19 protein-coding genes are annotated in these 17,606 nt (G+C 61.2%); 11 read left to right on the top strand and 8 right to left on the bottom strand.

Annotation, left to right across the window (positions count from 1 at the left end; all coding sequences use genetic code 11):
* The first annotated feature begins 13 nt into the window (after window positions 1–13).
* The 7 genes from C1M53_RS20020 (at window position 14) to C1M53_RS19990 (ending at window position 6,470) form a co-directional block, all read left to right on the top strand.
* Window positions 14–1,246: an MFS transporter gene (locus C1M53_RS20020; protein ID WP_129413829.1), complete on the top strand. Its 1,233-nt coding sequence runs from the start codon at window positions 14–16 to the stop codon at window positions 1,244–1,246.
* Between the two features lie 187 nt (window positions 1,247–1,433).
* Window positions 1,434–2,069 carry a 50S ribosomal protein L25/general stress protein Ctc gene (locus C1M53_RS20015; RefSeq protein ID WP_129413828.1) on the top strand — a complete coding sequence of 212 codons (636 nt, stop codon included), beginning with the start codon at window positions 1,434–1,436 and terminating at the stop codon, window positions 2,067–2,069.
* 27 nt (window positions 2,070–2,096) lie between these two features.
* Window positions 2,097–2,840, top strand: a complete 744-nt coding sequence (pth, locus tag C1M53_RS20010) for an aminoacyl-tRNA hydrolase (protein ID WP_129413827.1) — start codon at window positions 2,097–2,099, stop codon at window positions 2,838–2,840.
* Between the two features lie 143 nt (window positions 2,841–2,983).
* Window positions 2,984–3,391 carry a GFA family protein gene (locus C1M53_RS20005; RefSeq protein WP_129413826.1) on the top strand — a complete coding sequence of 136 codons (408 nt, stop codon included), beginning with the start codon at window positions 2,984–2,986 and terminating at the stop codon, window positions 3,389–3,391.
* A gap of 104 nt (window positions 3,392–3,495) precedes the next feature.
* The gene (gene ychF / locus C1M53_RS20000) at window positions 3,496–4,599 is read left to right on the top strand and encodes a redox-regulated ATPase YchF (RefSeq protein WP_129413825.1); all 1,104 of its coding nucleotides are present in this window, start codon (window positions 3,496–3,498) and stop codon (window positions 4,597–4,599) included.
* Window positions 4,600–4,746: 147 nt separating this feature from the next.
* Window positions 4,747–5,658 (top strand): MBL fold metallo-hydrolase, encoded by a 912-nt coding sequence (locus tag C1M53_RS19995; protein ID WP_129413824.1) that lies wholly within the window; start codon window positions 4,747–4,749, stop codon window positions 5,656–5,658.
* Window positions 5,659–5,687: 29 nt separating this feature from the next.
* Window positions 5,688–6,470: an APH(3')-II family aminoglycoside O-phosphotransferase gene (locus C1M53_RS19990; protein WP_129413823.1), complete on the top strand. Its 783-nt coding sequence runs from the start codon at window positions 5,688–5,690 to the stop codon at window positions 6,468–6,470.
* A gap of 76 nt (window positions 6,471–6,546) precedes the next feature.
* Here C1M53_RS19990 and C1M53_RS19985 read toward each other — a convergent pair whose 3' ends face one another.
* From C1M53_RS19985 to C1M53_RS19970, 4 genes are all read right to left on the bottom strand, one after another.
* Entirely contained in the window at window positions 6,547–7,293 is a 747-nt protein-coding gene (locus tag C1M53_RS19985; RefSeq protein ID WP_129413822.1) for an SDR family oxidoreductase, read from the bottom strand.
* Window positions 7,294–7,416: 123 nt separating this feature from the next.
* Window positions 7,417–8,340 carry an AraC family transcriptional regulator gene (locus C1M53_RS19980; protein ID WP_245488218.1) on the bottom strand — a complete coding sequence of 308 codons (924 nt, stop codon included), beginning with the start codon at window positions 8,338–8,340 and terminating at the stop codon, window positions 7,417–7,419.
* Window positions 8,341–8,370: 30 nt separating this feature from the next.
* Window positions 8,371–9,588 carry a tryptophan synthase subunit beta gene (gene trpB, locus C1M53_RS19975; protein ID WP_129413821.1) on the bottom strand — a complete coding sequence of 406 codons (1,218 nt, stop codon included), beginning with the start codon at window positions 9,586–9,588 and terminating at the stop codon, window positions 8,371–8,373.
* Window positions 9,589–9,764: 176 nt separating this feature from the next.
* Entirely contained in the window at window positions 9,765–10,574 is an 810-nt protein-coding gene (locus C1M53_RS19970; RefSeq protein ID WP_207213024.1) for an AraC family transcriptional regulator, read from the bottom strand.
* Between the two features lie 230 nt (window positions 10,575–10,804).
* On the opposite strand from C1M53_RS19970, the gene corA reads away from it, so the two are divergent.
* The 4 genes from corA to C1M53_RS19950 all read left to right on the top strand — a co-directional run bounded on the left by corA (window position 10,805) and on the right by C1M53_RS19950 (window position 13,597).
* Window positions 10,805–11,779 carry a magnesium/cobalt transporter CorA gene (gene corA / locus C1M53_RS19965; protein WP_129413819.1) on the top strand — a complete coding sequence of 325 codons (975 nt, stop codon included), beginning with the start codon at window positions 10,805–10,807 and terminating at the stop codon, window positions 11,777–11,779.
* A gap of 126 nt (window positions 11,780–11,905) precedes the next feature.
* A complete protein-coding gene (locus C1M53_RS19960) occupies window positions 11,906–12,370 on the top strand; it encodes a MaoC family dehydratase (protein ID WP_129413818.1) in 465 nt (154 codons plus the stop codon).
* Window positions 12,367–12,834, top strand: coding sequence for a MaoC family dehydratase (locus C1M53_RS19955; protein ID WP_129413817.1), 468 nt, complete (start codon window positions 12,367–12,369; stop codon window positions 12,832–12,834). The genes C1M53_RS19960 and C1M53_RS19955 overlap by 4 nt, the downstream gene beginning before the upstream one ends.
* Window positions 12,835–12,964: 130 nt before the next feature.
* Window positions 12,965–13,597, top strand: coding sequence for a LysE family translocator (locus C1M53_RS19950; protein WP_129413816.1), 633 nt, complete (start codon window positions 12,965–12,967; stop codon window positions 13,595–13,597).
* A gap of 48 nt (window positions 13,598–13,645) precedes the next feature.
* Here the strand turns inward: C1M53_RS19950 and C1M53_RS19945 are convergent, their stop codons facing one another.
* The 4 genes from C1M53_RS19945 to C1M53_RS19930 form a co-directional block, all read right to left on the bottom strand.
* Window positions 13,646–14,191 (bottom strand): adenine phosphoribosyltransferase, encoded by a 546-nt coding sequence (locus C1M53_RS19945; RefSeq protein ID WP_129413815.1) that lies wholly within the window; start codon window positions 14,189–14,191, stop codon window positions 13,646–13,648.
* 198 nt (window positions 14,192–14,389) lie between these two features.
* Window positions 14,390–15,754 carry an MFS transporter gene (locus C1M53_RS19940; protein WP_245488216.1) on the bottom strand — a complete coding sequence of 455 codons (1,365 nt, stop codon included), beginning with the start codon at window positions 15,752–15,754 and terminating at the stop codon, window positions 14,390–14,392.
* Between the two features lie 156 nt (window positions 15,755–15,910).
* Window positions 15,911–16,603 (bottom strand): phosphatase PAP2 family protein, encoded by a 693-nt coding sequence (locus C1M53_RS19935; RefSeq protein WP_129413814.1) that lies wholly within the window; start codon window positions 16,601–16,603, stop codon window positions 15,911–15,913.
* Window positions 16,604–16,732: 129 nt separating this feature from the next.
* Window positions 16,733–17,605, bottom strand: a complete 873-nt coding sequence (locus tag C1M53_RS19930) for a cytochrome c1 (protein WP_129413813.1) — start codon at window positions 17,603–17,605, stop codon at window positions 16,733–16,735.
* Window position 17,606: the final 1 nt, after the last annotated feature.

The raw sequence follows: 17,606 nt of genomic DNA, 5'->3' as shown, positions 1-17,606 counted from the left end.
CGTAGCAAGGAGCATGATCTTGACCGATACCGCAGCGACAGCCGGTCGCGCGACAAGCGCGGCGACTACCACAGCTTTCACCGTCATCCTGGCGGTAAGCTTCGGCCATTTCATCAACGACATTATGCAGTCGCTGCTTTCGGCCATTTATCCGCTCCTCAAGGACAATTACAGCCTCGATTTCTGGCAGATCGGCCTTTTGACCTTCACCTTCCAGGTCACCGCCTCGCTGTTGCAGCCGGTGGTCGGCATCATCACCGACAAGCGGCCGATGCCGTTCTCCCTGCCCTGGGGCATGGCTTCCTCGCTGGTCGGCCTGATCATCCTCGCCTATGCCGGCCACTACTGGCTGCTTCTGCTCGGCGCCTCGCTGATCGGCATTGGCTCGTCGATCTTCCACCCGGAATCCTCGCGCATCGCCAGGCTGGCGTCCGGTGGCAAGCATGGCCTCGCCCAGTCGCTGTTCCAGGTGGGTGGCAATTTCGGCCAGGCAATGGGCCCGCTTGCCGCGGCCTTCATCGTCGTGCCGTTCGGCCAGACCAGCATCTCCTGGTTTGCCATCGGCTCGCTGATCGGCATCATCGTGCTCTGGCAGGTCGGCAACTGGTATATCCGCTACCGCAAGGCAACCGGCAACCGGCCAGCGGCTGTTCACGTCTCTCCCTTCTCGCGTGGCCGGGTGACGTGGTCGCTGGTGATCCTGACGGTGCTGGTGCTCTCCAAGAACGCCTACATCGCCAGCCTGTCCAGCTACTACACCTTCTACACCATAGAGAAGTTCGGCGTTTCCGTGCAGATGTCGCAGGTGCTGCTGTTCGCCTTCCTCGGCTCGTCCGCGCTCGGCATCCTGCTCGGTGGACCGTTCGGTGACCGTTACGGCCAGAAGGCGATGATCTGGTTTTCGATCGTCGGCGTGCTGCCGTTCACGCTGATCCTGCCCTACGCCAACCTGGAGTGGACGGTGATCCTCACCATCCTGATCGGCCTGATCCTGTCGTCGGCCTTCTCCAACATTGTCGTGTTCGCGCAGGAGCTGGTCCCGGGCCGTGTCGGCATGATCGCCGGCATCTTCTTCGGCTTCGCCTTCGGCATGGGTGGCATCGCCGCTGCCATCCTCGGCGTGGTGGCGGATGCCAAGGGCATCGACTTCGTCTACCAGATCTGCTCGTACCTGCCCCTGCTCGGCCTGCTCACGATCTTCCTGCCCAACATGAAGGAAGCCAAGAAGGCAGCCAAGGCGGCATAAGCCAGCAGAAAAAGCAGGAAGGCGGCCAAGCTTGCGCGTTTGGCCGCCTTCCGCTATAGAGCCGCCACCCGCGTAGACACCCTTGGAGGCAACGCGGACGAGGGCCGCGGATTTCGCGGCTTTCGACATTTTCGGAACCCGGCTTGCCGGAGACCGGGAATGCTCCAGCAACGCGAAAGGAAATACCATGAGCCACGATACTTACGAGCTCAAGGCCGAGTCGCGCGAACAGGTCGGTAAGGGGTCCGCCCGTGCAGTTCGCCGCGAAGGCAAAGTGCCTGCTGTTATCTATGGCGACAAGCAGCCCCCTCTGGCTATCGCCCTGTCCTACAAGGACATCTTCTACAAGATCCATGGCGGTGGTTTCCTGACCACGGTCGCCACGATCGACGTCGACGGCAAGAAGATTCAGGTCCTGCCGAAGGACTATCAGCTTGATCCGGTCAAGGACTTCCCGATGCATGTCGACTTCCTGCGAGTCGGCAAGAACACCGAAGTCAACGTCGAGGTTCCGGTTCACTTCATCAATGAAGAGAAGTCGCCTGGCATCAAGCGCGGCGGCGTGCTCAACATCGTTCGCCACGAGGTGGAATTCCACTGCCCGGCCAACGCGATCCCGGAATTCATCGAGGTCGACCTGACTGGTGCCGACATCGGCGACTCGATCCACATTTCGGCGGTCAAGCTGCCGGCTGGCGTCAAGCCGGTCATTTCAGACCGCGACTTCACCATTGCTACCATCGCCGGCTCGGCCGCGATGAAGCCGGAGACCGAGGAAGCGGAAGCTGCCCCGGCCGCTGCGGAAGCCGGCGAAGAGAAGTAATTTTCGCAGCCCGGGAGGGCCGTCACCATGCTTCTGTTTGCTGGTCTCGGCAATCCCGGCGCGAAATATGCCAACAACCGGCACAATGTCGGTTTCATGGCGGCGGACGCTATCGCCCGCCGCCATTCCTTTTCGCCCTGGTCGAAGAAATTCCAGGCCGAGATCGCCGAAGGCAGGATCGGCGGTGAAAAGATCCTGCTCATCAAGCCGCAGACCTTCATGAATCTGTCCGGCCAGGCGGTCGGCGAAGCGCTGCGCTTCTACAAGCTCGACGCCACGGCTGTGACCGTATTCTACGACGAGATCGAACTTCCCGCCGGCAAGATACGGGTCAAGATCGGCGGCGGCTCCGCCGGCCATAACGGCATCCGCTCGCTCGACCAGCATATCGGCAACAACTATCGCCGCGTACGCATCGGCGTCGGCCATCCCGGCGCCAAGGAAATGGTGCACGGTCACGTGCTCGGCGACTTCTCGAAGGCCGACCAGGAGTGGCTGGACGTGCTGCTCGACAGCATGGCCGACAGCGCCGACCTGATCGCCCGGGGCGACGACAATTCCTTCATGAACCGAGTGACGCTGGCCCTGCGCGACAAGTTGCAGCCGACGGGCCCGGACGACACACCTCCGGCCAAGGCGCCTAAACAGGCGGCCGCACCCAAGGCACAGAGCCACATCCGCCAGGCAAGGTCACAACAGCCTGCCGTGAAGGTCCCTGAGAACGGGCCGATGGCTGCAATGCTGAAGAAGCTGCTCGGCAACAAGGATTGAACACCGGCCGAGACATTGGAGCGCTGCGCATCCCTTTCGGAAGGGCAAGGTCGCTCCAAAACTTTGCATCTACGCGTTAGCCGCGCTTCATGCGATGAAGGGAACGCAATGTTCGCTCCGACGCAACCGGCGAGGCGCCTGCCATGCAAACCCGAACCGCATCCTGTTCCTGCGAGCAGCTGAGCATCGAGGTCAACAATCCGCCGCTCGGCGCCGGTATCTGCCATTGCTTCGCCTGCCAGCGCCGCACCGGCAGCGTCTTCGCGGCGCTTGCCGCCTTTGCTCCGCCCTACAAGGCAACCGGCACTGCCACCGAATACCTGCGCATCGGCGACAGGGGCTCGCGCTATCTCTTCAGGTTCTGCCCTGTCTGCGGCACCAGCCTGTTCCACACCGAGGAAGGCGCCGAGGCGATGTACGTGGCCGTTGCGGTCGGTTGTTTCGCCGATCCGGACTTCCCGCCTCCGGAAGACTCTGTCTACGACTGCCGGCGCCATTCATGGGTGGTCCTGCCCGAGGGAACCAAGGCCTACGACAAGAATCCCGACTGACGGCGGCAGCAATGTCGCTTGCGACGCCGAAAGACTTGACGATCCAAGGCCCTTTCGCCCATAGCCCTGAACAAAATTCGAACTCCCGATAGGACCACATCATCATGGGTTTCAAATGCGGCATCGTTGGGCTGCCCAACGTCGGCAAGTCCACGCTGTTCAACGCGCTGACGCGCACCGCGGCGGCCCAGGCGGCCAACTATCCTTTCTGCACCATCGAGCCGAACACCGGCGAGGTGGCGGTGCCGGATCCGCGCCTGAAGAAGATCGCCGAAATCGCCAAGTCGAAGGAGATCATCCCGACCCGCATCTCCTTCGTCGACATCGCCGGCCTGGTGCGCGGCGCTTCGAAGGGTGAAGGACTCGGCAACCAGTTCCTCGCCAACATCCGCGAGGTCGATGCCATCGTGCACGTGCTGCGCTGCTTCGAGGATGACGACATCACGCACGTCGAGGGCCGCATCAACCCGGTGGCGGATGCCGACACGGTCGAGACCGAACTGATGCTCTCCGATCTCGAGAGCCTCGAACGGCGCATCGTCAACGTGCGCAAGCGTGCCCAGGCCAAGGACAAGGAATCCATGACCGTCCTGCCGGTGATGGAACAGGCGCTGGCGCTGCTGCAGGACGGCAAGCCCTGCCGCGTCCTGCTGAAGGACATCGCAGCCGAGGACCTGAAGATCCTGCAGGATCTCAACCTGCTCACCGCCCATCCCGTTCTCTACGTCTGCAACGTCGCCGAGGCCGAGGCCGCAACCGGCAACGAGCACACCAAGGCGGTCGAAGCGATGGCAGCGGCGCAAGGCGCCTCCACCGTCATCATCTCGGCAGCCATCGAAGCCGAGGTTGCCCAGCTCCCGGACGGCGAGCAGAAGGAATTCCTGGAGGCGATGGGCCTGCATGAACCAGGCCTCGACCGACTGATCCGCGCCGGCTACGAGCTTTTGCACCTGATCACCTATTTCACCGCAGGCCCCAAGGAGACGCGCGCCTGGACGATCGAGCGTGGCACCAAGGCACCGGGTGCTGCCGGCGTCATCCACACCGATTTCGAACGCGGTTTCATCCGCGCCCAGACCATCGCCTATGACGATTTCGTGTCGCTGGGCGGTGAAGTGGCGGCCAAGGAAGCCGGCAAGGCGCGCGACGAAGGCAAGGAGTATGTCGTGCAGGACGGCGACGTCATGCTGTTTAAGTTCAACACCTGACCGTTCGCATCGCAAGAGCCCCAGAGCATTTTGTAGCCATGTGGAATCACTAGGCGTTACAAAATGCGGCGAAAACAAAAACTTAGAGCGTTTCCGCGTTTCCGTAAAAAACGGAAACGCTCCGAGGGCAAAGGCAATAGGTGAGCTATGGTTTCGGCAGCAACCCGACATCTGCGCATCCTGCAACCGGCCCCCGACGTGTACGCCTTTTACGACGGCCGCATCGAAAACCAGCGATTTGCCGACCACCCGAACTGGGTGGACGACGGAGCGCTCTCGCTCGGCATCGCCAGCTATGCACTGGTCAGCGGTGACGAAGCTCTGGTCTACGATACGCATGTCTCGCTTGACCATGCGGCATTGATCCGGTCCACCCTTCAAGCCAAGGGGGTGAAAAGGTTCACGGTCGTGCTCAGCCACTGGCATCTCGATCATGTTGCCGGCACCGGCGTTTTTGCCGACTGCGCCATCATCGCCAATTGGCGCACCGCAGCTCATCTTGAGCGACAGAAGGCCGACATCGAGGCCGGGACGCTCGAAGGCCCGCCGGCGATTTCACCGCTGGTGCTCCCGACCATCCTGTTCGAAGGCGAAATGACACTCGTGATCGGCAGGCACCAAGTCAGGCTGATCGAGCTCAACATCCACAGCGATGACGCGACGGTGCTGTGGCTGCCGGAGACGCGGTTGTTGTTCGCTGGCGACACGCTTGAAGACACCGTCACCTATGTCGGCGAACCTCAGCATTTCGCGCAACATCTTGTCGATCTGGAGCGGCTTCGTTCGCTACATCCCGCAGCGATACTGCCCAATCACGGCGCTCCCGAAATGATCGCCGGTGGCGGCTATCGGAACACGTTGATCGATGCCACGGCTGCCTACATCAAAGGCCTTTTGCGCTGCGTCGAGGACCCCCGCCTACGTTCGCAGGGCCTGCGCGAATTCATCGCGCCGGAACTGGAAGCGGGCTGGGTTCACTATTTCGAGCCCTATGAAGCCGTCCATGAAAGAAACGTCGCCACGACGCTGTCCTTCGCCGCGGCGCCGAGCGGCTCGTGACACACGCTGCGGGTCAAGAGCTCGAGAACATGAATACCATCCCCTTGCCGCTGCCATTCCCGGAACTCGTCATCGGGTATGGCGCACGGCAGCAGATGACCGGCCTGTCGGATGCCGGTGTCTTCAAACTGGATGCACCGGGCAAGTCCAGCCTGTTCCTGAAGATCGACGATGCCAACGGCTTCGCCGAAGTTCCGGCAGAGGCCGAACGCCTGCGCTGGCTTGCAGCTCAGGGGATATCTTGCCCCGAGGTCCTGGCCTTCGCGGTGCATGGCGGCCGTAACTGGCTGCTGATGAGCGCCCTGCCGGGCAAAGACCTGGAGTCTGCTGGCCCCCTGCCCGCCGAAACCACCATCGCGATGATAGCCGGCGCGCTGCGAACCCTGCATGCGCTGGATGTGCACTCCTGCCCGTTCGACCACAGGCTCGAACGGCGTATCGCCGATGCCAGGGCGCGTCTGGAGGCCGGGCTGATCGACGAAGAGGATTTCGACGGTGAGCGCCTCGGGCAGACAGCGCAGCAGGTCTTTGCCGATCTGGTCGCCCTCCGTCCGACGAGCGAGGACCTCGTCGTCACCCATGGCGATGCCTGCCTGCCGAACTTGATGGTCGATGGCGGCCGCTTCTCCGGTTTCATCGACTGCGGCCGGCTTGGCGTCGCCGACCGTTGCCAGGATCTCGCGCTTGTCTGCAGGAGCATCCGCGACGATTTCGGCGAGGAATGGATCGCGCCTTTCCTCGCCTTGTATGGAAAACCAGACGCCGATCCGGCGAAGCTTTCCTACTACCAGTTGCTCGACGAGTTTTTCTGACCCCATCGCCGGCAGTCGCCTTTGCGATCCCGGTCTTGGGAAGGATCGTCACATTTTCGCGCAGCGATCCTTCAGCTTACCAACCCTGTTCGGTCGGCAGGACGAACAGCTCCGCCACATCCATGCGTGCGGGCGACTTCAGTGCAAAAAGAATGGTATCCGCGATGTCCTCCCCTTCAAGGAAGGTCATCTTCGAAGCCAGGTCGTCCATCTGCCTGCGATAATTTGCATCGGTGATGTGATCGTAGAGTTCGGATTTTACCGCCCCTGGCTGGATGCAGGTGACGCGGATGTTGTGCTTGGGGCCGACCTCCATTCGAAGCCCGTCCGAAAACGCCGCAACGGCGGCTTTGGTGGCGCAGTAAACCGTGAGGCCGGTGAACACCTTGCGCCCGGCAATCGAGGACATATTGAAGATGTGGCCCGAGTGCTGAGCAATCATCTGCGGCAACACGGATGCAGTGGCATTGAGAACGCCTGAGACGTTCACATCCACCATGCGTTTCCATTCGTCCGTCTTCAGGCTGTCCACGTCGGAGAGCGGCATCAAGCCGGCGTTGTTGACGAGCACATCGAGACGACCGAACTGATTGATCAGAGCTCGCGCTGCCGTTTCGCAGGAACCGAGATCGGTGACATCCGCCTGCAAGGCGAGCGCCCTGCCGCCAGCCGCCTCGATCTCCGCGGCAAGCGCTTCGATCCTATCCTTGCGGCGAGCCGCCAGCCCCACGATCACTCCTTCCGCCGCCAGTCTTTTTGCCGTGGCTGCGCCTATCCCGCTCGATGCGCCGGTGACAAGCGCGACTTTGCCAACAATATTCATGGGTCTGCTCCATTCGTTGGTCCCGACTAGGGGACATCGGTTGAATGCAGAGACACCTAGACAAGGCGACGGTTTGCGGCGTTCGCGGGTTTGTCAAAACCATCGTGATTTTGCGCAGAATTTTCAGGCAAGGCGGTAGGCGCGTGGAGACATGCCCGTCTCGCGACGGAAAACCTGAGCGAAATGCCCGGGGCTCTCATAGCCGACAGCCATGCTGATTTCGATAATCGGGGCATCGCGCTCGCGCAGCATCTGCTTTGCGAGCGCGATCCTGCGTCGAATAAACCACCGCGACGGGCTGAACCCGGTCGTGTTGTGGAAAGCCCGGCTGAAGTGAAACCGGCTCATCCCGCAGAGATCCGCGAGACGGTCGAGATCGAACGGTTCGTCAAGATGCGCCTCCATATGATCGACCGCAGCACGGAGCCGCCAGGCAGGCAGTTGTGCAAGCGCGCGCAGCGGCTTCCCGGTCATATCCGAATATCCACGCAGAAGGTGGATGGCGAGACTCTGGGCCAGCCCTTGTACGAACAGTCCATTCGCGCGCGGCTGGATCCCAAGCTCATCGGCAAGGGCGGCCATGATGGCGGAAATCAGGCCGTCAGAACCGATCGAGATGTTGCGAAACCGGCATCTGACCGCCTTCAGACCCAGTGTGACCGCCGCCCTGTCGATGAGGCTCCGATCCAGATAGAGGTGCATCACCTCGAAGGGCGTCTCCTCGCGCGCCTGCCATCGCATCAGGTATGGAGTGTCGGTATGGGTGAGGAAAAAGGATCCGGCCTTCACAACTCCGCCATGCCATTCACCACCAGGGTCGCACTCCTCGAGCAAGGCTTCCCCGGAGACAATCCAAACCAGGAAAGGCTCTGCCACCGCTGGGACAAGAAGCTCGTCCTCCCGGAAACGGCGGCGAAAGATCTGCGCTTCCAACCCCATCCAAGCTTCGCCCGCGCTCTGGGCAATCTTGCGGCCGCTGATGTGGCTCTCAAGTGCAAGGCCCGAGGATCGCAAGTGGTGCACGTCCGACATGTCGCGATTTTGCACGCGTCTAGCTCCAAGTCCACTCGCCGCAGATCAGCCACCGTAGTTCGTCGTCACGAAGTCCACGTCCTTGTCCCCCCGGCCTGAAAGGTTGATGAGGATTCGCTCCGACGGTCGGCACCGTTCCGCCAGTTGCATCGCAAACGCGACCGCGTGCGCGCTCTCGAGCGCGGGAATGATGCCTTCAGCCCTGGATAATCGATAGAATGCCGAAACGGCCTGCATGTCGTCCACCGCGGTGAACGACACACGCCCCGCATCATGGAGCATGCATATCTCGGGGCCGACGCCCGGATAGACAAGCCCGGACGCGATTGAAGAAACCTTGGCGACGTTGCCCTCCGCGTCCTGAAGAACGATGCAGCGCGCACCATGCAGCGTTCCAGGTGTTCCGAAGCTCAATGTCGCGGCATGCTCGCCAGGCTCGGCTGATTTTCCCAATGGCTCGACGCCGTGCAACGACACACCCTTGTCGTCGAGAAAGCCGGCATAGATGCCCATCGCGTTCGACCCTCCAGCCACGCATGCCACGACATGGTTGGGTAGAGCTCCATTGTTCATCGCCAGGAACTGTTGCCGGGCCTCTTGTCCGACGACCGATTGAAAATCGCGGACAATCATTGGAAATGGATGCGGGCCGATCGCCGAGCCGATCGCATAAAGTGCCTGTCGATGCTGCCGCACGTAAGCATCGTAGGCGGAATCGCTCGCTTCCTTGAGAGCGGACTGCCCGCGTGTCGCGACAACAACAGTTGCCCCCAGAACCTTCATGCGGCTCACATTGGAGTGGGCTTTCTCGAAATCGACCTCTCCGATGTGGACCTCGCATTCCAGGCCGAAACAGGCTGCCGCCGTGGCAAGTGCGACCCCGTGCTGGCCGGCACCTGTCTCTGCAATCAGCTTGGTCTTGCCCATGTGGCGCGCCAGCAGGGCGAAACCGACGCAATGATTGAGCTTGTGGGCACCGGTGTGGTTCAGATCCTCGCGTTTGACGAACAGCGTCGCGCCGCCGATCTGGGCGGAAAGATTGGCGAGGCGGTGCACGGGCGTGGGACGGCCCTGGAAATGCGCGCGAGCGTCCTCGAGCTTGCGCTGAAAATCCTCGCTGCCCAAGGCGCGTCGGTATGTTTCAGCCAAGGCGACCAGTTCGGGCCGGAGCGCTTCGGGATAATGGATACCGCCATATCTGCCATAGTGGCCTTCGCTGTCCGGATGGGTTTTCAGATAAGTTTCCGAGACTTGGCGGGACATATGATCGACCTCCTGGAGTTGAGGTCCTACCGATAGGCCAAGCGAGGAATCGATTCTTGAACGGGATTTGCGTGCCTGGAGCATTTTGTAGCCGAGTGGAATCACTCGGCGTTACAAAAAAGCGGCGAAAACGAAACTTAGAGCGTTTCCGCGTTTCCTTGAAAAACGGAAACGCTCTAGTGACGGGAGATCCGGAGGTCGCGCGACAAGCGGCCGGGAGGAACTCCATAGACTTTCTTGAATTCGCGCGTGAGGTGCGCCTGATCACAGAAGCCGACTGACTGTGCTGCCTCGCACAATTCAGCACCTTCGCAGATCAGATCCCGCGCCCTCGCGATCCGCAACTGCCGGAGGTAGGTCTGCGGCGCAATACCCGTAGCCCGATGAAATGTCCGAATGAAATGGCTCTTGTGAAGCCCGACATGACGGGCGAGCAGGTCCGTGCTGACGGCGTGCATGTATCGTTCTTCGATAAAATCGCAGGCTGCCCGGACCGCGGTCATACTACGTTCGGGAAAGCTGACCGATTCGAACGAACAACTGCGCAACAAGGTGCCCAGCGCTGTCTCGACCTGGGTGATGCCCGATGTCGCCGACGACAGTACATCGATGAATGCCTCGGTTGCTGCGCATTTGCGCAGAACGTCGGTTTGAAACAAGGGAATAGAGGTCCTGCATCCTGCGCCGGACAGGCAATCAGCGACCAGGTGGCGCGACGGATAGAGAACCTCATATTGGACCGATTGATCCAGGCTGCCACCACCATGGACCTCGAATGGATTGAAGAAAAATACGTCGCCTGCCTGCGCCTTCTTGCTCCATCTCTTCGAATACAGCGAAGCGCTTCCGGCGATGACGACAACCACCGAGAATGTCTCGTGCATGTGCAGAGCGAAACGACGCGCAGAAGCGCGCGCGCGGAGAAGATCAGCCGACCCGAGAGCAAAGCTGCAGGTTTCGACAATGGTTCTGGCGCCGGACTGCACTTGAAACCGCGATCATGTCCCGGAGAGCAACGCGACGTTTATTCTACACCGATCACTCCGCGGCAAGTGCATCGCCTGCTCCGCGCCAGGAATCTGGCAATCTTTGAAGCTTGACGCGGCTCGACCCCGGGTCTATCGCGCCCTTGCACCGGCTGGATTTCTCCCCTCGGTGCCGTCATGAGCCTGTGCCCTTTGGGCCTCATATCGTTTCCAGCATGGGAGACCACGCGATGATCAAAGCCTTCGTCGTGGATAATGACCGCCTGCGTCCCGTTGAGGACATCGAGCAGAACCGGGACGCCATCGTCTGGGTCGACCTGCTCAATCCCACCAAGGAAGAAGAAGCCACGATCGAGGCGGTGTTCGGCATCGCCGTGCCGACGCGCGAGGAGATGGAGGAGATCGAGATATCCAGCCGCCTCTATGTCGAGGACGGCGGATATTTCATGACTGCCAACCTGCCATCGCAGACAGAAGGCGAGAAGCCGGAGATGTCGCCGGTCACCTTCGTGCTGGCGTCGAAACGACTGGTCACCGTGCGGTATCACGAACCGCGGGCTTTCAAGACATTTCCGTTGCGCGCCGAGAAAGTGGCCACCGGCTGCACCAGCGCCGACACCATCCTGCTCGGCCTGCTCGAAGCGATCGTCGATCGCCTCGCCGACATCCTGGAGAAAGCTGGCCGCGATATCGAGGCGATCTCACGCGACATCTTCGAAGCGACGGCGACCAAGGCCTCGCGCCGCGACCGCGATTTCCAGGAACTCCTGAAGAGCATCGGCCGCAAGGAGGATCTTGCCTCGAGCGTGCGCGACAGCCTGACCTCTCTGCAACGGGTGGCGGGTTTCCTCGCGCATGCTGCCACGCAGACCAAGATGGGCAAGGATACCCGCGCCCGCATCAAGACGCTGGCGCGGGATGTGCTGTCGCTGGCCGACCACGCCACGTTTCTGTCGCAGAAGATCAGCTTCCTGCTCGACGCCACGCTTGGCATGATCTCCATCGAACAGAACGCCATCATCAAGATCTTCTCGGTCGCGGCCGTCATCTTCCTGCCGCCGACGCTGGTGGCCTCCATCTACGGCATGAATTTCGAACTCATGCCGGAGCTGAAATGGGCGGTCGGCTATCCATTCGCGATCGGCCTCATGATCGTCTCCGCGATCCTGCCCTATCTCTACTTCCGCCGGCGCGGCTGGCTTTGACGATCTGAGACTTGCCGGGATCATGCCATCCACATGGCTTAAAGCACTGAACCAAGACCCGCATGATCTTGCGGGAGGACAGGGCAACGGTCACAATAATCGTACAAGCTTGAACGAGGTTGCGTGATGACCGGCAAGAAATGGGCCTATGAGGATTTCGAGGAAGGCGCCATCCTCGACCTCGGCACCAAGAAAGTGAAGGCAGCGGAGATCATCGAATTCGCTTCCGAATTCGACTTCCAGCCCATGCATCTCGACGAGGAAGCCGGCAAGGCCAGCCTTCTCGGCGGTCTCTCTGCTTCCGGCTGGCACACCTGCTGCATGTTCATGCGCATGCTGTGCGACGCCTTCCTGCTGGAATCCACCTCGCAGGGGGCGCCCGGCGTCGACCAGGTCAAATGGAAGAAGCCGGTGCTTGCCGGCGACACGCTGACCGGCCGCACCACGGTGCTTGCCAAGCGCCTGTCCAAGTCGAAGCCGAGGCTCGGTTTCGTCACCATGCGCGCCGAGTTGTTCAACCAGCGCAATGAGGCGGTTTTCGAACTGGAGAACACCGGCATGTTCCTGACCCGGGCCGGAGGCGAGGCATGACGCTCGACGAGTATTTCGGCATCGGCGTCACCGTCACGCTCGGCTCTCACACCTTCGAGCCGGAGGCGATCAAGGCCTTCGCCCGCAAGTTCGACCCGCAGGTCTTCCATGTCGACGAAGAGGCGGCCAGGAAGAGCCTGCTCGGCGGTTTGTGCGCTTCAGGCTGGCACACAGCCTCGACCTGGATGAAATACAATCTGAAGACGCCGAAGCGGCCCGATATCGCCTGGGATGGCCCTGGTCCGGAGCCGGAATACGGCCCCTCGCCGGGGTTCCGCAACCTCAAATGGCTGAAACCGGTATTCGCGGGCGAGACAGTCACCTTCACACGCACCGGCCTGGCTCACCGCGCACTGGCATCGCGGCCGGGCTGGCGGTTGCTGACCATTCTGTGCGAGGCCTTCGATTCCACCGGCGACAAGGTGATCGAGTTCGAAAGTTCCGTGCTGGTGAAGGCTGAATAAGCTTTTCAAAACCCGAGCATCGCCATCGCATCCTGACAGCAGGGTGTCAGCATGCCTGCGCTATTGGATCGGCCCTCGACAGGGAGCGAGGTTCGCCGTGGCGGCGGATCCGGTTTGGGGGATACGGCCGATGGATGCCAGCGCGTTGTGGCTCTACTTCGTTCTGCTGGTCGGCATCATTGTCGTGCCCGGCATGGACATGCTGTTCGTGTTGGCCAATGCGCTCACCGGGGGGCGGCAGGCAGGTGTTGCAGCAACCGCCGGCATCATGCTTGGCGGCATCTGTCACACCATCTTCGGCACGATCTTCGTGACCGGCCTGTCGACTTTGCTGCCGGTGGTGGCGCCAGCCATGATGGTGGCCGGCTCGCTCTACATGATGTGGATCGGCTTCACGCTATCCCGCAGCGCCATTGCCGTCGACAGGGTCGAGGCAGCAGCAGCCCGCCCTCTTGGCACGATCCTGGCGCAAGGCGTGCTTACCTGCGTGCTCAATCCCAAGGCCTGGCTGTTCGTGCTCGCCGTCTACCCGCAGTTCATGAAACCGATTTACGGCCCAATCTGGCTGCAGGCGCTGATCATGGGCACCATGACCATCACCGTGCAGATGGTCGTCTATGGCGGGCTGGCACTCGCCGCTTTGCGCGGCCGCGATGCATTGACCGAAAATCACGCGGCAACCGTTTGGATCGGCCGGGGCGCCGGTCTGCTCCTGATGGCCGTCGCTGCCTTCACCTTGTTCAGGGCGATCAAAGGGATGTGAGGTCCGCCTTCCAGAGCGAGACTGCGCCTGCCTGGAGACTCGACCTTCTCAATGCCCGTCAAAGGCGATCAGCGTGCGCACCGGCACGTCGAGTGCTTCGAGCTTCCTGCGCCCGCCAAGATCCGGCAAGTCGATGACAAAGCAGGCCGCCACGATATCGGCGCCGATCTGGCGCAGCAGCTTTACCGCCGCTTCTGCCGTGCCGCCTGTGGCGATCAGATCGTCGACCAGGATCACCTTCTCACCCGGGACTACACCGTCCTTGTGCATTTCCATCTCGTCGAGCCCGTATTCCAGGCTGTAAGCGACGCGCACGGTCTCATGCGGCAGCTTGCCCTTCTTGCGGATCGGCACGAAGCCGGCCGACAGCTGATGCGCGATGGCACCGCCCAGGATGAAGCCACGCGCTTCGATCCCGGCGATCTTTTCTATTTTCTGCCCGGCATAGGGATGCACCAGTTCATCGATGGCCCGGCGAAAGGCGCGCGCATTGCCAAGCAGCGTGGTGATGTCGCGAAACAGGACACCCGGTTTCGGATAATCCGGGATGGTGCGGATGGCGGAAAGCAGTGTCTCTTCGATCGATGACATCAAGAATCCATTCCCTGTTCCGCCCATCGATAGAGCAATTCCAGCAAAAGTGTGTAGCGGTTTTGCGTCGGAAACTGCGTAGAAACAAAAAGAGCATTTCCGCGGTTCCGTGAAAACGGAAACGCTCTAACGGCTGCGGCAGGCAAAGAAAAGCCGGAAGCCATCCTATCTGCGACTTCCGGCGTGTATGAGTGCAGGCCGCTACGCCGGCAATGTATCGGACTCCGCAACCCGCCCGTCGTCTGGCTCCGGCGCTGCCTTGAGCAGGACGGCGACGATCCCGGCGGCGATCATGAAGGCCCCGACCACCCAGAGCCCTGCCTTCGGATTGCCAGTCAGGTCGGTGAGCCAGCCGGTCACATAGGGTCCGACGAACCCGGCAAGGTTACCCAGCGAGTTGATGAGCGCTATGCCGCCGGCTGCCGCAGCCCCCGTCAGGAACCGTGTCGGCAATGCCCAGAAAGTCGGCAGCGCCGAACAGATGCCCATGGCGCAGATCGTCACCGCGATCATCGTGGTGAAAGGCGATTGCATGTAAAGCGCGACCGGAATGGCGAGACCGCCGACAATGGCTGGAATGGCCACGTGCCACACCCGCTCCCTTGTCCGGTCGCCGTGCCTGGCCCACAGATACATGGCAATCGCGCCGAAAGCGTAGGGGATAGCGACGATGAAACCCTGCTCGATGATCGAATACTCCGTGTTGAAGGCCTGCTTGAAGCCGGCGATGATCGTCGGCAGGAAGAAACCAACCGCGTAGAGCCCGTAGACGACGCCGAAATAGACGAAGGCCAGTGCCAGGATGCGAGGCTGTGTCAGCGCCTTTCTGAGCGGGTAGTGATAGCGCTGGCTTGTCTGGGCATGTTCGCTATCCATCTCGTTCTGCAGCCAGTTGCGCTCTTCCGCCGTCAGCCAGGCAGCGTCCTGCGGCTTGTCGGTGAGATAGAACCAGCACAGCACGCCGATCAGGATCGCCGGCAGGCCTTCGACCAGGAACATGAAGCGCCAGCCGTCCAGCCCGAACACCAATCCATGACCAGCCGAGATCAGCCATGCGGACAAAGGCGAGCCGATCACCGACGACACCGGTATCGCGATCATGAACAGTGCCACTGCACGCGCACGCTCGCGCTTGGGGAACCAGAACGTCAGATAAAGGATGATGCCGGGGAAGAAGCCGGCCTCGGCAATGCCGAGCAGGAAGCGCAGGCCATACATCGACAGCGCATTTGGCACGAAGGCCATCAGCGAGGCGACGATGCCCCAGCTCACCATGATGCGCGCGATCCAGCGCCGCGCCCCCACCTTGTGCAGGATAAGATTGCTGGGCACTTCAAGCAGCAGATAACCGATGAAGAAGATGCCTGAGGCAAGCCCGAAGGCAGCCTTGTCGAAGCCCAGCGCATCGTTCATGCCGTGCGGCGCGGCAAAACCGATATTGGTACGATCAAGATAGTTGATGAAATAAAGCAGGCCGAGAAACGGCATCAACCGCCAGGCAACTTTTCGAACGACGCGCTCGCGCATGCCGGAATCAGCGGCAGTCGAGTGAGATGGACCAGCCACGGCTTTCCTCCCTAACGACGCCCCCCAACCGCACGTAAACACGCGCATGTATGGGTGTCTATCAGGCAGGCGACTTATCCAGAAAAGCTGAAGGGACATCGTTCCGACGCCCCTTTTCGCAATCATCGGTTGGCGGTGCCGGTTCGAGGCTTTTCACTACATGCCGAGGTCAGCGCGCAACTCTGCCTTCGCCGCAGCATATTCGGTCTCGAATTCCGCATTGTGCTGCAGGTTGGAAGCAATCACCGCGCCCGAAATCCGCCCCATCTCGATGTCGGAAGGATAATGGATCCCGGCGACGACCCGGTTGTGACCATATTCCCATGCCCGCGCCATGATCTCGGCACGCTTCTCGGGAACCATGTCGGACAGGACAATCCCCATCACGGTGCCGAGGGTCGTGTGGCCTGACGGCCAAGAACCCGAGGTGGACGGCTTGACGACGGGCCTGACCAGATCACTCAGCATATGCGGCCTAGGACGTTTCCAGACATCCTTGGCGGGGTCGACGACCGCGCCTTCGGTAGCCACCACGCGTTCAAAAAAAGCATCAAGCTTCGGCAGCGCTTCCTTGGTGAACTTCGGACCCATGACGTCGGAAAACCGCCAGACATTCTCTTCGGCATCAGCCTTGGCCCGTGCTTCCATTTCAGGAGTACGCGTAAGCTGCAGCGTCAAAACCTCGGCAAGTTCTGCTTTGGTGATGGTGGAATCGTTGGCGGGTGGCGGCGGCAGAATCGCAGTCAGATCGACGTCGGCATTGGTAATGAAAGGCTTCGCGTCCTCAGCCTGACCGGTCGTGGTCAGGACAAGAAGAAGCAGGCCGGCAAGGAAGCTGGTTTTGCGCATGGGAACCATCCTGTCGAGTGGGATGGCAAAGCTTCTTCCGATGCAGTGACAGGCATGTGACGCCAACCGAAAACAAAAAGGCCGGCCTGAATGAACAGGCCGGCCCCTTTTTTACGCGTGTCTCGGATGTCAGTGGGCGACGTTCGACCAGACCTTGCGCTTGGTCAGGTACATCAGAACCGCGAAGAGCAGCAGGAACACGATGACGCGGAAGCCGGTCTTCTTGCGGTCTTCCAGCTTCGGTTCGGCCGCCCACATCAGGAACGCGGTGACGTCTTCCGAGTACTGCTCGACCGTCTGCTGGGTACCGTCGTCATAGGTGACCTGATCAGCCGAAATCGGCTTCGGCATCTTCAGCGACACGCCCGCATTGAAGTACGGATTGTAGTGCGTGCCCTCTGGGATCTTCATGCCGGCCGGCGGCTGCTCGTCATAGCCGTTGAGCAGCGCATGGATGTAGTCGGGCCCGCTCTCGGCATATTGCGTGAAGATGTCGATGACGAATTGCGGGAACCCGCGCGTCAGGCCGCGCGCTTTGGCGAGCAGCGACATGTCCGGCGGAACAGCGCCGCCATTGGCGGCCGCAGCCGCCTGGTCATTCGGATAAGGCGACGGGAAGTGGTCGGACGGCAGGCCGGGACGCTCGAACATTTCGCCGGCGTCGTTCGGACCGTCCTGCACGGTGTAGCTGGCGGCGAGCGCCTTCACCTGCACCTCGGAATAACCGAGGTCCGAAAGCGTGCGGAAAGCCACCAGCTTCATCGAATGGCAGGCCGAGCAGACTTCCTTGTATACCTTGAGCCCGCGCTGCAGCTGAGCCTTGTCGTAGGTTCCGAATGGCCCTGCGAAGGTCCACTTCATTTCCTTGGGTTCGTGGATCGGGAAATGGGTCGGGTTGGCCGCGTGCGAGGCCTCACCTGCCTTACCGGCTTCCTCGGCGTAGGCGGCCGCACCGACGAGCAGTGCGGAAACCGCTGCCAGCGAAATGAGAATCTTCTTCATA

Origin of the sequence: Mesorhizobium sp. Pch-S (genome assembly GCF_004136315.1) — a bacterium.
Taxonomy (GTDB): domain Bacteria; phylum Pseudomonadota; class Alphaproteobacteria; order Rhizobiales; family Rhizobiaceae; genus Mesorhizobium.
This window is presented reverse-complemented; position numbering and strand designations above follow the sequence as displayed.

What these genes read in the sequence shown, in the direction of transcription:
- C1M53_RS20020 (WP_129413829.1), top strand. Translation starts at nt 14, where the DNA reads ATGATCTTGACCGATACCGCAGCGACAGCCGGTCGCGCGACAAGCGCG.
- C1M53_RS20015 (WP_129413828.1), top strand. Translation starts at nt 1,434, where the DNA reads ATGAGCCACGATACTTACGAGCTCAAGGCCGAGTCGCGCGAACAGGTC.
- pth (WP_129413827.1), top strand. Translation starts at nt 2,097, where the DNA reads ATGCTTCTGTTTGCTGGTCTCGGCAATCCCGGCGCGAAATATGCCAAC.
- C1M53_RS20005 (WP_129413826.1), top strand. Translation starts at nt 2,984, where the DNA reads ATGCAAACCCGAACCGCATCCTGTTCCTGCGAGCAGCTGAGCATCGAG.
- ychF (WP_129413825.1), top strand. Translation starts at nt 3,496, where the DNA reads ATGGGTTTCAAATGCGGCATCGTTGGGCTGCCCAACGTCGGCAAGTCC.
- C1M53_RS19995 (WP_129413824.1), top strand. Translation starts at nt 4,747, where the DNA reads ATGGTTTCGGCAGCAACCCGACATCTGCGCATCCTGCAACCGGCCCCC.
- C1M53_RS19990 (WP_129413823.1), top strand. Translation starts at nt 5,688, where the DNA reads ATGAATACCATCCCCTTGCCGCTGCCATTCCCGGAACTCGTCATCGGG.
- C1M53_RS19985 (WP_129413822.1), bottom strand. Translation starts at nt 7,293, where the DNA reads ATGAATATTGTTGGCAAAGTCGCGCTTGTCACCGGCGCATCGAGCGGG.
- trpB (WP_129413821.1), bottom strand. Translation starts at nt 9,588, where the DNA reads ATGTCCCGCCAAGTCTCGGAAACTTATCTGAAAACCCATCCGGACAGC.
- corA (WP_129413819.1), top strand. Translation starts at nt 10,805, where the DNA reads ATGATCAAAGCCTTCGTCGTGGATAATGACCGCCTGCGTCCCGTTGAG.
- C1M53_RS19960 (WP_129413818.1), top strand. Translation starts at nt 11,906, where the DNA reads ATGACCGGCAAGAAATGGGCCTATGAGGATTTCGAGGAAGGCGCCATC.
- C1M53_RS19955 (WP_129413817.1), top strand. Translation starts at nt 12,367, where the DNA reads ATGACGCTCGACGAGTATTTCGGCATCGGCGTCACCGTCACGCTCGGC.
- C1M53_RS19950 (WP_129413816.1), top strand. Translation starts at nt 12,965, where the DNA reads ATGGATGCCAGCGCGTTGTGGCTCTACTTCGTTCTGCTGGTCGGCATC.
- C1M53_RS19935 (WP_129413814.1), bottom strand. Translation starts at nt 16,603, where the DNA reads ATGCGCAAAACCAGCTTCCTTGCCGGCCTGCTTCTTCTTGTCCTGACC.
- C1M53_RS19930 (WP_129413813.1), bottom strand. Translation starts at nt 17,605, where the DNA reads ATGAAGAAGATTCTCATTTCGCTGGCAGCGGTTTCCGCACTGCTCGTC.